Source organism: Chitinophaga sp. LS1 (assembly GCF_034274695.1).
In the GTDB taxonomy this organism is placed as follows: Bacteria; Bacteroidota; Bacteroidia; order Chitinophagales; family Chitinophagaceae; genus Chitinophaga.
The window spans coordinates 777,914-794,327 of the sequence record NZ_CP128362.1; the positions used below are offsets into that span (position 1 = coordinate 777,914).

Annotated in this window: 12 protein-coding genes; 6 read left to right on the forward strand and 6 right to left on the reverse strand. The window is 42.8% G+C overall.

Going from position 1 to position 16,414, the window contains the following annotated elements; genetic code table 11:
* Positions 1–283 precede the first annotated feature (283 nt).
* From QQL36_RS03180 to QQL36_RS03190, 3 genes are all read left to right on the forward strand, one after another.
* Complete coding sequence (locus tag QQL36_RS03180; RefSeq protein ID WP_321568875.1) at positions 284–3,310, forward strand: TonB-dependent receptor; 3,027 nt, start codon at positions 284–286, stop codon at positions 3,308–3,310.
* Positions 3,311–3,322: 12 nt separating this feature from the next.
* Positions 3,323–4,876, forward strand: coding sequence for a RagB/SusD family nutrient uptake outer membrane protein (locus QQL36_RS03185; protein WP_321568876.1), 1,554 nt, complete (start codon positions 3,323–3,325; stop codon positions 4,874–4,876).
* Between the two features lie 113 nt (positions 4,877–4,989).
* The gene (locus QQL36_RS03190; protein ID WP_083720089.1) at positions 4,990–6,456 is read left to right on the forward strand and encodes an RICIN domain-containing protein; all 1,467 of its coding nucleotides are present in this window, start codon (positions 4,990–4,992) and stop codon (positions 6,454–6,456) included.
* Positions 6,457–6,582: 126 nt separating this feature from the next.
* Here QQL36_RS03190 and QQL36_RS03195 read toward each other — a convergent pair whose 3' ends face one another.
* From QQL36_RS03195 to QQL36_RS03210, 4 genes are all read right to left on the reverse strand, one after another.
* The gene (locus QQL36_RS03195) at positions 6,583–7,275 is read right to left on the reverse strand and encodes a LytTR family DNA-binding domain-containing protein (protein WP_321568877.1); all 693 of its coding nucleotides are present in this window, start codon (positions 7,273–7,275) and stop codon (positions 6,583–6,585) included.
* Positions 7,272–8,798 (reverse strand): sensor histidine kinase, encoded by a 1,527-nt coding sequence (locus QQL36_RS03200; RefSeq protein WP_321568878.1) that lies wholly within the window; start codon positions 8,796–8,798, stop codon positions 7,272–7,274. Before QQL36_RS03200 ends, QQL36_RS03195 begins: the two co-directional genes overlap by 4 nt.
* A gap of 67 nt (positions 8,799–8,865) precedes the next feature.
* Complete coding sequence (locus tag QQL36_RS03205; RefSeq protein ID WP_083720086.1) at positions 8,866–10,428, reverse strand: NAD(P)/FAD-dependent oxidoreductase; 1,563 nt, start codon at positions 10,426–10,428, stop codon at positions 8,866–8,868.
* 141 nt (positions 10,429–10,569) lie between these two features.
* Complete coding sequence (locus QQL36_RS03210; protein WP_083720085.1) at positions 10,570–10,956, reverse strand: DUF3127 domain-containing protein; 387 nt, start codon at positions 10,954–10,956, stop codon at positions 10,570–10,572.
* 637 nt (positions 10,957–11,593) lie between these two features.
* Between QQL36_RS03210 and dnaA the strand changes: the two genes are divergently transcribed.
* Entirely contained in the window at positions 11,594–13,027 is a 1,434-nt protein-coding gene (dnaA, locus tag QQL36_RS03215; protein WP_072359606.1) for a chromosomal replication initiator protein DnaA, read from the forward strand.
* Between the two features lie 66 nt (positions 13,028–13,093).
* Here the strand turns inward: dnaA and QQL36_RS03220 are convergent, their stop codons facing one another.
* Complete coding sequence (locus QQL36_RS03220; protein ID WP_321568879.1) at positions 13,094–13,990, reverse strand: IS1595 family transposase; 897 nt, start codon at positions 13,988–13,990, stop codon at positions 13,094–13,096.
* Positions 13,991–14,161: 171 nt separating this feature from the next.
* On the opposite strand from QQL36_RS03220, the gene QQL36_RS03225 reads away from it, so the two are divergent.
* Positions 14,162–14,707, forward strand: a complete 546-nt coding sequence (locus tag QQL36_RS03225; protein WP_179090944.1) for an RNA polymerase sigma factor — start codon at positions 14,162–14,164, stop codon at positions 14,705–14,707.
* A 136-nt stretch (positions 14,708–14,843) separates the two neighbouring features.
* Here QQL36_RS03225 and QQL36_RS03230 read toward each other — a convergent pair whose 3' ends face one another.
* Positions 14,844–15,065 (reverse strand): hypothetical protein, encoded by a 222-nt coding sequence (locus QQL36_RS03230; protein ID WP_143708666.1) that lies wholly within the window; start codon positions 15,063–15,065, stop codon positions 14,844–14,846.
* A gap of 164 nt (positions 15,066–15,229) precedes the next feature.
* Here QQL36_RS03230 and QQL36_RS03235 point away from each other — a divergent pair, with 164 nt between their 5' ends.
* A complete protein-coding gene (locus QQL36_RS03235) occupies positions 15,230–16,363 on the forward strand; it encodes a hypothetical protein (protein ID WP_321568880.1) in 1,134 nt (377 codons plus the stop codon).
* Positions 16,364–16,414 lie beyond the last annotated feature (51 nt).

Sequence of the window (16,414 nt, forward strand, 5' to 3'; positions counted from 1 at the left end):
AATCCGTAGAACCCGATTCCCACAAAATAACCACAATACACCCTCTTTAATTGTCAATTAGACATTAAAATAAAAACACTGAAAGAACACGCTAAAGAAAGAGAATAAATAGCATAAATACAGGATGTCAAAAAAATAAACGATTTTACCCCCCATTTTATACGATTTACCCCTGTTCGTAACAATGAATTTAATACTTGCTTTGTAACCGTCTATATATAGATGGGCTCAATAATCCTGAGACTGAGCATTTCATTTTAACCTACTTAAACAGATTCTCGTTATGAAAAGATTTCTAAGCATCTTTCTTTTCCTATTTCCGTACATGACACTTTTTGCCCAGCAATCGAAGATCACGGGCAAGGTGGTTTCCGGTACGGACCCATTACCCGGGGTAACAGTAAGGATTAAACACTCCAGCCAGGGAACAGTAACAGATAGTAAGGGTCAGTTTACCCTTATGGCAGGTACTGGTGATACACTGGTATTCAATCATATCTCTTTTCTTACAAGGGAAATAGTGGCAAATGGCAACGGTATGATGAATGTATCGTTGTTGTCTGCCAGCCAGAATGTGAACGAAGTGGTGGTGGTAGGTTATGGTACACAGAAAAAAGCAAACCTGACAGGCGCCGTCGGCGTTGTTAAAATGGAAGACATGGAGAGCCGGCCATTAACCAATCCCGGTCAGGCATTGCAGGGTACTGTAGCAGGGGTATATGCTTTGCAAAGCTCCGGGAAGCCCGGCGATGATGGTGCCGTTCTGGATATTCGTGGGGTAGGTACATTTGGTGACAATACACCATTAGTATTAATTGATGGCTTTCCGGGTAATATAAATGATGTCAATGCCAATGACATACAATCCATATCTGTGTTAAAGGATGCCGCTTCCGCCGCTATCTATGGTAACAGGGCCGCCAACGGTGTCATCCTGATCACAACCAAAAAAGGCACCGCTGGTAAATTACGGGTAAATTATACCGCATATTATGGTTCTCAAAGCCCTACCAGACTGCCACATGTTTTGAACGCTGTAGATTATACCACTCTTTATAATGAAGCTTCTGTCAATTCCGGCGGAACGGTAATGTATGCTGACTCTATCATCGCAAAGTATGCAGCACACAATGATCTGATGTATCCGGATATCAATTATTTCAAAGTGTACTATGGCAACGCAAATATTCAAAATCACCGCTTGAGCATTTCCGGAGGAAACGATAATGTCAACTATGCATTTATGCTGGGTCGCCTGAATCAGGACGGGATCCTTGTAGGCACCAGCTACAAGAAAACAGACTTCAGATCAAATATTGATGCCTATTTCCTAAAGAATAAAAGACTCCGGTTTTCTGGAAAATTATCTGGAAACCTGGGCGTGAAAAATGAACCAACAGACCTGTGGAATGCAGAGTGGTATGCAACACTTGCGCCAATTCACCCTTTACGAAATGCCGCCGGGCAATGGGTATCTGTTAACGGAGAACGAAACTACTATGGGGAAATTAAAGAAGGTAGCACTTCACTGACCAAACGATACAATTTCAACGGCCAGGTTGAAGCTGAATATAAGATAATAAACGGCCTGAGTGCCCAAATCACTTATGGTTATAATGTAATGACTTCAAAAGCAAATGCGTTTCACGCAAATGTTACATTGTATAATGAAAGCGGCACCACTACCAACCTGGTCTCCAATCTAAATGTTACCGACGAAACTGATGTTCAAACCTTGCTGACCTCCTTGTTAAAATACAACAAAGTGCTCGGTAAACATGAGTTTAACTTATTGGGCGGTTATTCTGAAGAAGAATTCACCTACGATTGGGAAAGCGCTTACCGTTCAGGATTTGTTAATAATACACAACGTGTGCTCAATCTTGGAGACCCTTCTACCCAAACGAATAATGCGGGCAGTTACGACCTTGGCTTGCGCTCCTATTTTGGCCGCCTGAATTATGTCTTTGATGGGAAGTACCTGTTTGAGGCTAACATCAGAAGAGATGGCTCTTCCAGGTTTGCAAAGGAACACCGGTGGGGAACCTTCCCCTCTTTCTCCGCAGGCTGGGTAATCTCAAAAGAGAGTTTTATGGAAAACCTGACCTGGATCGACATGCTTAAACTCCGTGCTTCCTGGGGCAGACTGGGCAACCAGAACATCAGTAATTATTACAATGGAAGCGATATACTGACATCCGGGCAAAACTACTCCCTGGGCGGTTCATTGTATTCAGGTGTAGCTGTTACTGCTATGACCAATAAAGATCTTACCTGGGAAACAGCACAACAACTCGACTTTGGTATTGATTTGTACCTGAAGAAAAACTTTGAGATCACTGCCGATTATTTCGACAAGCGAACAAAGGACTTACTACTGACCCAGTCTATACCACTAACAATGGCTCAATCTGCACCATATGCAAATGCGGGCGAAGTGCAGAACAAGGGGATCGAAGCTGCCATCACCTATAGAACTACCTTTTCTAACGGATTCAAATTAAGAGCAACCATCAATGCCTCTCATATGGTAAATAAGATTGTAAGAATGGATGTTGCGGAACAGCTGACTTCACCCAAAGCCATTAAGACCGGCGCAGCCATCAATTCATTCTACGGTTACAAAATGGACGGCATATACCAGATATCAGACTTTACCTGGCAAAATAACAGCGATCAGTCAATCCCTTATGCTGAACGCAACTATACAATAAAACCGGGAGTAGTACAGGTTTCCAACTACACGGCGCAACCAGGCGACATCAAGTATAAGGACCTCAATGGCGATAAGGTAGTTGACATGAATAATGACCGCACCATCATAGGAAATCAATTTCCTAAGCTAACTTATGGATTCAATATTAATATGGAATATAAAGGATTTGACCTGAGTATGTTTTTACAGGGTGTTCAGGGCATACAGGGATATACCTATTATGAAATTGCTACTCCATTCAGCGGATTTGCAAATATGGGCGACTGGTGGCTGAAAAGATGGACACCTGATCATCCATCCAATACCTTGCCACGGCTAACCTTAGATGGTGCACGTAATAATATCCATTCTTCTTTTTACATGGAAAACGCTTCATACCTGCGCTTGAAGAATATTGAACTGGGCTACTCTATAAGCCCCAAAATCCTTTCCAGAGCAGGTATCAGTTCCCTCAGGATCTATGGAAATGTGCAAAACGCTTTTACAATTACAAAATTCAAAGGGTTTGATCCCGAGCAAACAGTTGGTCAAACCAGGGCACAGGCTTTCCCGCAGGTCCGTATTATGACGATGGGTGCAAGTGTTAACTTTTAAAAAGGGCAGTTCATGAAAAACATATATAAAATAACTCTTTTCTTCTTTGCTTTGTCTATATTGGGTTGTAAGAAAGATCTTCTTGATAAAACACCAAAGGACAGACTTTCTCCCGCTACGTTCTTTCAAAACGAATCGCAATGCAAACAGGCACTGATAGGTATCTATAATGCCATTCAGCCTAATGCAACACCTTCCCATTTTTACCAGTTCGATTATATGTCTGATAATGGTTACTGCCAGGACTCCTGGCAGGGATCCAGGGAAATCGGCGAATGGCTCACCAATACTTCCAGCTGGGCCCCCTATGCTAAATGGACGATGGACTTTACCATCATCTCCAGGGCAAACGAATTTCTCCAGGACATCAGCAATGCAACCGTAAGTGAAACAGTTAAAACACAAATGTCTGCCGAAGCTAAATTCCTTAGAGGATATGCTTATACCGACCTGATCACCTATTTCGGAGATGTGCCACTTATCACAAAAGTGCTGGCATTGTCAGAGGCTTACGTATCAAGAACTGCTAAAAGCGATGTACTTACACAGATCATTTCCGATCTTAATGATGCAGCCGCCGACCTTCCTGTTTCCTACTCCGGAACAGATGTAGGACGTGCCACAAAAGGGGCAGCGATTGCTTATAAGGCAAAAGTCCTGTTGTATAACCAAAAATGGACCGAAGCGGCACAAGCGGCACAGGATGTGATCGATCTGGGAGCATACAGCTTATTTTCAAACTATGAAACCTTGTTTGACGAGGCCCATGAAAATAATGTGGAAGTTATTTTTGATATTCAGTACATCTCTACTACACAGGCACAACCATGGCCCTCATCTGCTTTATCTCTCAGCAGCTGGCCTACTGCAAATGTTACAGCAGACCTGATCAACTCATATTACATGACAAACGGGTTGCCAATTACAAATGCAAATTCAGGCTATGATGAGCAGGATCCTTTTAAAAACCGTGATCCCCGGCTGGCGGCGTCAGTAGTCTTGCCAGGTTCATCATTCGGGTCATCTACATTCATACCATCTGTGGACCAGGTTCCCTGTGGCGCACGACCTCGCAAATACGCTGCGCTGGGCATTGCAGATGTCAACAACTGCTCTCTTAACACAATCCTGATGCGCTATGCAGATATCTACCTGATGCGGGCAGAAGCACTGATCGAATCCGGAAGCACCGAGCAGGAAATATATACGCTGATCGATAAAGTAAGAGCCAGGGTAAATATGCCTACAGTGGAGTCCGTTGAAGGTGTTGGATTGACACAGTCTCAGCTCAGGAATATTGTACGTCACGAAAGAAGAGTAGAGTTTTACAACGAAGGAACACGCTATGCGGATATGCTCAGATGGCAGGATGCGTCCCTTGTACACGATGTATATGGCTATGATAAAGCATTGTTGTCAAACCCTGCCAGCCCTGCTACATGGACCTTTAAACAAATAAAAGTGGAAACAAGAACTTTCGATGCGTCAAAAGGATGGTTGTGGCCCATTCCCCAGGCTGATATAGATATCAATAAGAATTTGCTTCCAAATAATCCAGGCTATTAACCGCCGTGATACTACATTAGTTTCCAAAGTGATCCGGAACATTCAGCGTCCGGATCACTTCTGAAATAGTTTGTTTTACATGAATTTTGTCACCAAACCCAAATATCTCCGTTATGAAAAGAAACCCAATTATTCTGTTCATTTGCTTACTAACTATCTTAACTTCCTGTTCAAAAAAGGAAACGGCCCTGGACAAGATCCCGGCTTCTTCTCTTACAGCGTTGGCTACCACCACTCCGACAAATACAAATAGTTTGCGGGGAATTAACTGGGCTGACCCTAATGGCAATGAAGCACCCTCAAGGGTTGTTACGCCAAGCGGACTATCCGCTACCATAACGGCAGCAAATGCTGCGGCCGTAGGAAAACGAATTGCCGATTCTTTAAAACAGGCCGGCGGTACAACCATACGAATGCCTATCACTCCGCTAACTGCCAGTAATGTATCTTATTGGCCTGTATACCAGGCGGCTATTAATGCGATCGTAACAGAAGGTTGTAATGTTATACTCTGCTATTGGCCTGATGGCGTACATCATGTTCCTGACACTACCCAATGGTATACAATGTGGAAACAAGTGGATACTGTTTATAAAAACAATGCTGCTGTACTTTATGAACCGATCAATGAACCTGTAGATTATTCCAGCACTAATCTTTGCAACCTTTATGCAAATTTCTTAAATCAGCTTAATCCTGCTTCCTGGAAATGTATCCTGGATGGAACAGGATATGCAGGAGAAGTGATCTCTGTAGGTAATGACAGCCGGCTAACCAGTCAATATCTTGGTCTCCATTGTTACTGGTGGTTCTATGGATCTTATAATGTATGGTCAAGTTACTATAATATCGTATCAGGTAAAGTGGGAACATACGCCTCCAGAACTGTAATTACGGAAGTAGGCGTTGAAACTTTTCGTAAAATCAGTTTCTGGTGGCAGTGGGATACAGGCGTATATGAAGACCAGGCATTCCTGACAGGATCCCTGGCCTATTCAAAAGATAACCTGATAGGCACTATTGCCTGGTCAGGCGTAAATGATATTGACACCTATCGCTGGTTTTCGGCCAACAATAATCTTGTGGAAGTGAATCCTGGTTGTGCCAATATGTTCAGATGGTCATGGGGCCTTACTGCAACACCAAAATGGCAGGGACCAATCGCCGACGGGAGATTTAAACTGCAGAACCGGGCAAGCAACCTGATGCTTGATAATCTTGGAAGTACAACAGATGGGGCCAGTGTAGCTCAATGGCAAGATGGAACAAGTGCCAATCAGCAATGGAATGTGAGTTATACTGATGGTTATTATACTTTGAGTTGCGCCACCGGGAAAAATTGTCTTGATGTAGGTAGCAATACCAGCGATGGCTCTGCCGTTCAACAAAAAGCGCTAAGCTTTTCTAACAACAGCCAGCGATGGACATTTGTTTCTACCGGCGATGGTTATTATAAAGTAGTTAACCTCACTACAGGTAAATGCCTTGATACCGGTGGTCAGACTACAAACGGATCATCCCTGCAACAATGGTCTGGTAGTTCAAGTTATAACCAGCAATGGAAATTTATCCAGTTATAACAAAACATCATTAGGACTGCACCCAAAGGGCCAATTCCCTAAAAAAAATAAGAATATATAGCTCTCCCGAAAGGGCTATATATTCTTATCAAAAACATCCCCTATATTACCGGCAATCCCAGGCCACTACTTCAACATCCTCCCCACCGCCTCCGCATACGCTGCCCCAATCGGCACTACCATCTCCCCCACATACAAACTACTCCTATCCGCCCTTGTCACTTTTTCATTCGCCACTATAAAACTCCTATGCACCCTCGTAAACAACGCCTGTGGCAACAACGCCAACGCCTCCTGCATCGACAACCTTGACAACACCTTCTTCTCCTTCGTCACAAACGAAATATAATTCCCCGCACTCTCCAAATACAATATATCCCTCAACAATATCTTATACTGCTCATACCCACTCTTCACCATCACATAATTCGGTGCATCTGCCCTCGCACTCTTCTCCATCATCTCCAACAACCCCTTCGCCTTATTACACGCCTTCAAAAACCTTTCTTCCGAAAATGGTTTCAACAAATAATCCACCGCATCCAACTCAAAACTCTGCACCGCATGTTCACTATAAGCCGTCGTAAATATCACCAACGGCCCTCCCGGCAGCGTAGTCATCAATTCCAGCCCCGATATATCCGGCATCTTTATATCCAAAAATATCAGATCCACCGGCTCCTTTTCAAGATACGCCAACGCTGCAAACGGATCTGTAAAATACCCCTTCATATCCAAAAACTCCACCTGCTGTGCATGCGTACGAATCACAGACAGCGCTACCTGTTCATCATCAATCGCGATCGCTGTCAGTCTCATATCACATCATTTTTAGCAGGATCCACCACCAATGTCAGGTGTACAAAAAACTCTGTCCCCGTCTCACGTATATTCAAATCATGCTTCCCCGGATACAGCAGGTTCAACCGCTGCCGCACATTGTTAATCCCTATGCCCATACTCTCATTCTCAATCTCCACACTTTTATTTACATGAATACTATTGTACACATCAAAATAGATCTTATCATTCGTACAAGACAAAGACAAATTGATCCTTGACTTATTCCGCTGACTAATCCCATACTTAAACGCATTCTCCACAAACGGGATCAGCAACATAGGTGCAATGTTATGCTCACATAACGCCTCATCTATATTCACATCAATAATAATATCTGGTGTACCCTGCGTACGTAACCGTTGCAAAGCAATATAGTTCTGTAAGTAAGCAATCTCTTTCTCCAATGGAATACTTTCCAGCGTATTATCATGCAACATAAACCGCATCATATCTCCTAATTGCTGAATACCCTGCCCAGTTGCCGTTGCCTGCTCCTGCAATGCTGTACCATATAAAGTATTGAGTGCATTAAATAGGAAATGCGGATTAATCTGCCAACGTAAAAAATCTAACCCCGCTTCTGTATGCGTCAATGCCTGTCGCAACCCCTGCAATGTCGAAGCTCTTGCATTCCTCGCCGTAAAGATCCACCACGCCACAGGCAAAATCGCAATCGCCGTCACAAGTGTTGTGATCACAAGACCCGCAGCATAATACGCCCCACTATTAAAACTCCCCTGCACCGCTGTCAACAACATCCATATGAATGACAGCGCCCAGAACCCGATCATTTCCTGTACTAACACCTTTTTATTCCGATGCACAAGATAACGGGGATACAACCTGTGCATCGCCACAAAGTACATGAACGCACAAAAAACACCCACGCTAAATATCATCAATACAAACCCACGATCATCATTCCTGGCCACCATCAACCAGAACATAATGATCCCTGCCATCACAGCCCCATCAACCAACGACTGACGAAACCAGGACTTATTCACCACACGTTCATAGGCATAAGTTAAAAACAAATACCTCCCCGCATAATAAATCAGGTATACTACAACATAAAAAAACGTCAGGAGAAAAGCGGCCTTTGCACAATGTGTATGTACACCGCGTACAGTTTTGTATACCCCAAACAAGTATCCATACAACCATGTATCAGACACCCAAATGATAAAAAACAACGACATCAACACCGGAAATGATAACAATGCCCCCAATGTATATCGCTGTTTCTCATAAAATCGCGGCACGAGTACACCATGCACAAACACAAAAGAAAAGTATACAATAGCAATATGTGCTAATAAAGGGAACAGGTAATGTTTATAGTAATCAAACACCTGGTGATAGCGCGCGAACTTCCAACCATAGTCACGCTGTAGGTCAAATACATTATATACTACACTCTTGTATAGCAGGGAAAATAGAATAAGCAGGAAAATGCCCGTAGCAATCCCGAATTCAGTTCTTCTGATTTTATTCATGGAAAAAACTTTCAGCAATGATAGTTATCCCCTCAGCACTAAATAAATATATGTGATCAAAATACCACTATCCGTGATAAAATCCAATAATGCGGGCTGCCACACGTTCTCCGTCCATCGCAGCAGAGACAATACCTCCCGCATAACCCGCACCTTCACCACATGGATACAATCCTTTGATTTGTGGGTGCATCAGATCTTCATCATTTCTGGGTATACGCACAGGCGAAGATGTACGTGATTCAGTCGCCACCAGTATCGCATCGTTGGTATAATATCCTTTCATCTTTTTGCCAAAGGCTGTGAAAGCCTGCGACAATCTTGTATGTACACTGGAGGGTAACACTTCCTTCAGGTTAGTACTTTTCACACCTGGTACATAAGAACAATCTGGTAAAGTTGTAGACACTTTATTGTAGATAAAATCCGTCATCCGTTGCGCCGGCGCCACAAACTGTCCACCGCCAGCCTGAAAAGCATGTTGTTCCACCATCTGCTGAAAATACATGGCTGCCAGCGGACCTTTGTCTGCAAAGATTTCGAAATCACTTTCATCTACTGTCACTACCATTCCTGAATTTGCAAACGGATTATCTCTCTTTGATGGAGACCAGCCATTCACCACCAGTTCTCCAGGATCTGTAGCAGCAGGTGCAATGATGCCACCGGGGCACATACAGAAGGAAAACACACCACGGCCATCTACCTGCTCTACCAGGCTATAACTGGCTGGTGGCAGATGCTCTCCTCTCACAGCACAATGATACTGTGCACTATCAATGAGTTCCTGCGGATGTTCTACACGCACACCGAGTGCAAATGGCTTGGCACTGATGAGAATTTTTTTATCATGTAATAAGCGGAAAATGTCGCGGGCAGAATGACCTGTGGCCAGTATCACCTGTGATGCATCGAAAGTAACACTGGCAGCGGTTTTCACGCCCCTGATATGATTATCTTTAATAATAAAATCAGTCACTTTCTGATCAAAGTGCACTTCCCCACCACTATTGATAATTTGCTCCCGCATGGCAACAATTATATGTGGTAATTTGTTAGTACCTATGTGTGGGTGTGCTTCGTATAATATTTTTTCTGTCGCACCGAAATAAACAAAGATGCTCAGTATACGATTGATATCACCTCTCTTATTGGAACGTGTATAGAGTTTACCGTCAGAGTAAGTACCAGCGCCACCTTCGCCAAAGCAGTAGTTGGAATCAGGGTTCACTACACCTGTCTTATTCAATGCTGCAAGGTCACGCCTTCTTGACCTGACATCTTTACCTCTTTCCAGTACAACGGGTTTAATACCTGCTTCAATCAGGTGTAGTGCGGCAAAGAGTCCGGCAGGCCCTGCACCGATCACGATAGCAACAGGCGCGTCTGGTGCTAATGTAGCATATATTGGTATAAATTTCTCACGTTCATGAAATGGTTCATTCACAAATACCTTGAGTGTAAGCATGAAGTACACCTGTTTAGAACGGGCGTCTATAGAGCGTTTCAGTACATGAAAACCTGTGATAGCTGTTGGGGAAACACTGAGTGCGGCAGCGGCTGCTTTGGTGATAGCAGTTTCGTTATCAGCCTGAGACGGCAATAACTTTAAAGATACTTGTTCAATCATGATCGTCAGGTTAGGTAATTATCCTAAAACTTTTTTATTACTCCCTGAAATCCGGGATATTTTTTCACTGAAAAGTAACGGGCACCTGCTCACACAGGTACCCGTTCCAGTATTTTTTGTTAATGAGTTGTTATTGTCAGATCAGAAAGGCAGGTCATCTGCTGCTGCTCCACCTGGAGAAGAGATCTCCTGGGAAGTGTTGTAGTTAGGCATAGCATCCTGACCTGGAGCGCCTGCTACTACTGATTCCATGCGCCATGCATCCAGATTGGTGATGTAATTGACACGACCATCTTTTTCCCAACGTGTACCTCTGATATTGAAGTAAACTTTTACGGTTTCTCCTTCATTGAAGCGGTCTACGATAGCTGTTCTGTCCTGTACCGCCTGGAACTTGATGTAGTTGTTTATAACGCGGCCGTTGATATCGTCGGACTTTTCAATAACGAACTCCCGTGTCTTAAAGGTTTCGCTACGTTGCATCGTATTATATTTAACGATCAGTTTTCCGGTTATTTCAAAACTCATATAATTAAATTTAACTTTTTTTCAAGAGGTCAAAGATAGGTTTTTTAGCTTCAATCACACGCAATAAAATTTAGTCCGGAACAGTTTACCTATATAGGCTGACTGCTAGCTATTTATAGGTAAGATTTCATTAGTCGGGAATATTTGCGCCCGCTTGCGTGGATAATAAGGAATTTGCATGGTATTTGATAAACTTAACCACATTTTTTTAATTACAATTACTAACATAGTTTTGCACGCCCGTACGGAATTATTAACATCGGGCTGGCCATAAAAGATGGCATCATACCCGACATTGATTCTCTGTACAATATTATTTTATCACTCGCTAACACATATCTATGACAAACATGTTAATGTCAACTGGAATATCCTGGATATCAAATAAGTGTGGTATTACATATAGGGGCGTTTTTTCGTCGGGAAACCGTGCGTGATAACAGAAAAAAACACAACAAAAACAAGGTAACGATACTGGTGTCGGGCGGTATAAAACAAGGGTAGAAAAATTTTTTTTTTCAACATTTTGTACAGATATTCGTTGCCCTGTCTGAAAATTTTTCAACTCCCCACGTTGGAAGATTTATAATTCGAGAAACAATCCTTAATTCAAACAACATTAATTTTCAATAGCTCAATGAATAAAACTTGCGAACAAGTTTGGGAAAGGTGTCTTAATATAATTAGGGATATTGTGGAATGGCAGCCATTTAAAACCTGGTTTGAACCTATTAAACCGATCCAGCTTGAAAACAATGTTTTAACGATTCAAGTACCTAGTCAGTTCTTCTATGAATATCTGGAAGAACATTACGTTGGATTATTAGGTAAGACAATCAAGCGTGAACTGGGAAAAGAAGCAAGGCTGGAATATCGCATAGTAGTTGAGAACGGAACACCCCATCAACATCCTAAAACTGTGAATATGCCAGGGCAATTCACTAAGACCAAGAAAGACAGCGAAGTTGATTTTCCGCTTACGATACAAAATCCGGTAAAGAACCCATTCGTTATACCGGGTATCAAACGCGTTCAAATAGACTCACAGCTGAATCCTCACTACACGTTCGATGCTTACATCGAAGGTGATTGTAATCGCGTGGCACGCAGAGCTGGTAAAACAGTATCTGAGAAACCAGGTGGCACCTCCTTCAATCCATTAGTAATATATGGTTCTGTTGGTTTAGGTAAAACGCATCTGGCGCAGGCGATCGGTAATGAAGTGAAACGTCTTCATCCCAACAAAGCAGTGCTGTACGTAAGCGCTGAGAAATTTATCAATCAGTTCATTGATCACTCTAAGAATAGTATCATCAATGACTTCATTCACTTCTATCAGCTCATCGATGTGCTGATCGTAGATGACATACAGTTCTTTGCCCGTGCAGAAAAAACACAGGATGCGTTCTTCGCTATCTTCAACCACCTGCATCAATCCGGTAAGCAACTCATATTAACATCCGATAAGTCGCCCAAAGATCTGGATGGCTTACAGGAAAGATTACTGAGCCGCTTCCGCTGGGGCCTGAGTGCCGACATGCAAATGCCGGACTTCGAGACTCGTATGGAGATCCTCGAAATGAAGATGAAGAATGATGGTCTTGAAATGCCAAAAGAAGTAGTGAAGTATGTTGCATATAATATTCAAAGCAACGTACGCGAACTGGAAGGTGCACTCATCTCCCTGCTCGCACAATCTTCGCTCAACAGAAAAGAGATCGATCTGGAACTCGCTAAGCGTGTACTGAAATCTTTCGTTAAAACTTCTTCTAAAGAAATTACGATCGAAAGCATCCAGAAAATGGTATGCGAATACTTTGATGTACCTTATGATAAGCTCCTGCAGAAAACACGTAAACGTGAAATCGTACAGGCCAGACAAATCACGATGTACCTTGCAAAGTCTTTTACAAAGAATTCACTAAAAACTATCGGAGAGCACTTTGGCGGACGCGACCACACTACCGTGATTCACTCCTGCCAGACAGTGAAGGATCTGATGGATACTGATAATACTTTCCGTGATAATGTAATTGAATTGCAACAGAAAGTACAGTTGGCAGCTATGTAAATGATGCCCCTATATAAACCTTTTTATTTCCCAGGCAATAAAAGCCTGGGATTTTTTTTTATAGAATTACCCATTTAGCTCTCGTAAAGTTAAAAATAAAGGAGCAGCAGCAACCATCCTGGATAAAAGTTTGTGCATTATACTGCCCAAATGATTTCTTCTGTTAAATCGGAAATGAAATTCATTTAAGTATGCCTGCATATGATTTTCAGAAACACGATGATGAATGCCTCTTAACCAACCTTTAAAATTCATGATATGAGTATGTAAATGAGGGAAATTTTTGCCATTACCAGATTCTACTTGCTCCAACCGTGGAAATATAGTCTTTAGTGGAGCATAAGCTGTCCAGCCATCTGTCACTACCCGTGATTTTTTATCGATGTGTTTTTCCATAAATGGCTGAAACGATGTAGAGCTGTAATTCTCTATGCATTGGGCATACGCTCTGCCAGTCTTTCTATTTCGGCATACTTTTTCAACTGCTATCAGGATAATTTTTCGATCTCCTTTAGCCCGACCTTGATTCCCTTCCTCCTTGCCACCAATCACAAATTCATCTACCTCTACACGACCTTGTAATGGAAACTGTTCACTACTTTGCATGCCCTCCTGCACTTTGCGCTTAAAATACCAGGCACTTGTTTGACGGATGCCATATTCCCTGCTTATTTCGCAACTTGACATCCCCTTTTTACTTACACTCAAACGGAAACAAATCTGAAAAGCTGTCAGCAAACTGAATTTTACTTTATGAAACAATGTCCCTGCTGTGGGGGACTCATTATAATTGCAAGCGTGACAACGTCTATCAAGCCACCTTTTACCTTTCCACCACATTTCTCCACCACACTTCTTACAACGAAACCCTTGCTGCCACTTCAACTCTGCAAGGTATTGTAAACACGATTCTGCATCTGGAAAATGTCTTTTAAAACTTTCAATTGTGACGCCCCTAAACATAGTTTTTTTTATAAAGCTATGATAGCACTACGCCGTATATTTGCGTAACGACCCGTAAATGGGTAATTCTATTTTTTTATATTCATAGTCATCAACCACCTCGTCGGTTAACAATTTGATAATTACACCTCATAAGGAACAACCAATACCTTTGCACCATTGATGCACCTTATGCCAAAAGATTGTCAACATACACACTGGGATGCTATCCGCACAGGTAATGAAGACGCTTTCCGTCAGCTCTTCGAGTTGCACTGGCAGGACCTCTTCACCTACGCGTCCCGTATCACCCGCGATCCCGCCACTGCGCAGGACGCGGTCCAAAGTGTATTCATCCATCTCTGGGAAAAACATACCTCCCTGCCCCCGGTCACCGCTGTACTCCCCTACCTCCGCACCGCCCTCAAACATCGCCTCCTCAACGCTATGCGCGATGAAAACCTCTATCAAAAACATGTCGATACCTTTCATCAGGTAGCCGATAACTATCACGCTACCCCCGCTCACGAACAACTCCACCTCAAAGAAACTGAACAACAATTATTACAATCCATCAATCGCCTGCCCGAACGCATGAAGGAAGTCTTTTACATGAATAGAGTGGAAGACCTTTCTGTCGCTGAAATCGCACTGCGCCTGGGTTCCAGCCCTCAAACTATCCGTAATCAGCTCAATACGGCGCTTCAGCGGATTAAACATATTTTTATTGTAGAATAAAGCACGGTCACTACAATGGTTGCATCTTATCTCCTACAGCATGTCAAACATATCTTATACGACTTTAACGACGACTCGTTTGATGGTCAGCCAATTGATAATTATAAAGTAGTCAGAAGTTATATTCAGGATCAGGTTATTGCAAAAGGTCTTTAAAACCGGCAAACTTTGCCAAAGTATTCAGTGTCGTTACCGCAGGTATATTCTCATATTTCAGCTTCCCCCACAACCGCTTCAAGGTGGTTACACTCAATGTAACACCCGTCTTATCCTGTATCGCTACACTCAACTTTTCGAAGTCATAATTCGTCCATTCACTACTCTTCCCCCAGTTCAAACGGGTTTCGATAAGTGACACGCAGCTATTTATATAATTTATGTCAATATTCTTAGTCATTGCATTTCAGACTATTACAAAATTGCACCGACTTGCACAAACTTGCTCAAGCCCTGCTTCAAAGGGAAATTACTGATTATTCACATTTGCAGTACTTATCCGCTCACAAATTTAAAAAGCAGAATATGACAAAAACAGTCACCGGTCTATTATTAGCATTATTATTAGCAACCCATGTGAACGCACAACACAACGCCGCTAAAAAGGAAGTGAGGGTAGCACTGCAGGCAGCTAACTGGGAATACCAGCCTGATGCAGTGGAATTCCTGACTTATAAATCTGTACCCACCCTGAAGATCACTGGCAAAGGCCTCGTCATCCTGAAAGACCTTGACTTTAAAGATGGCACCATCGAATTCGATATGGAACCCATTGACAAAAGCTTTACCTCTTTTTACTTCAGAAGGAGCAGCAACAACGAATCGGAATGTTTTTATTTCCGGCTATTCAAAGCCCCCAACATTGATGCAGAAGATGCTATTCAATATGCGCCCATCATTAAAGGGGTCAACCTCTGGGATATGTTATACCAATACCAGCGGAATGCAATGATTGATACAAGCGGATGGAACCACGTAAAACTGGTGATCTCCGGTAAACAAATGCGGGTATTCGTCAATGGAAGAATGGATATGCCCCTCGAAATCCCTTACCTGGAAGGTACGAATGATCACGGCGGACTTGCTTTTGAGGGTCACGCGATCTTCGCCAATCTTGTTCTAAAACCAGATCAGGTAGAAGGACTTTCTCCATGGCCCGGCACAGATATCACTGACAACGATGCCCGTTACCTGCGGAAATGGCAGATCAGTCAAGTGATAAATATGGCTGAAAAAATTGATTTCAACTATGCCCTGCTGCCGGATAAAACAACTGTCTGGGATACTATCCGGGCAGAAAGACGTGGGCTCATCAATCTCACCCGTAAATATGGAGGTGCTGCTATGGGCCCGCGCAGAGTCACCTTTTTAAAAACCACCATTTATGCCAATAGTCCGCAAAAAAAACAGCTACATCTGGGGTTTAGTGATGAAATATATGTATTCATCAACGGGCAACCTTTATACATGGACAAAAACCTCTATGGTACCCCTTTGATGAAAGGCCCTGATGGTCGTTGTACCATAGATAATACTTCATTCGGACTGCCGTTAGCCCAGGGTGCCAATGAATTGCTCATTGGGGTGGCTAATAATTTCTATGGCTGGGGGATAATTGCTCAATTGGATAACCTGAATGGCGTCTCGATTGAAAGATGAGCATACAGTCAGGGACTTTCTTCCAACCTTAGAGACAAATAGTATGTCCAC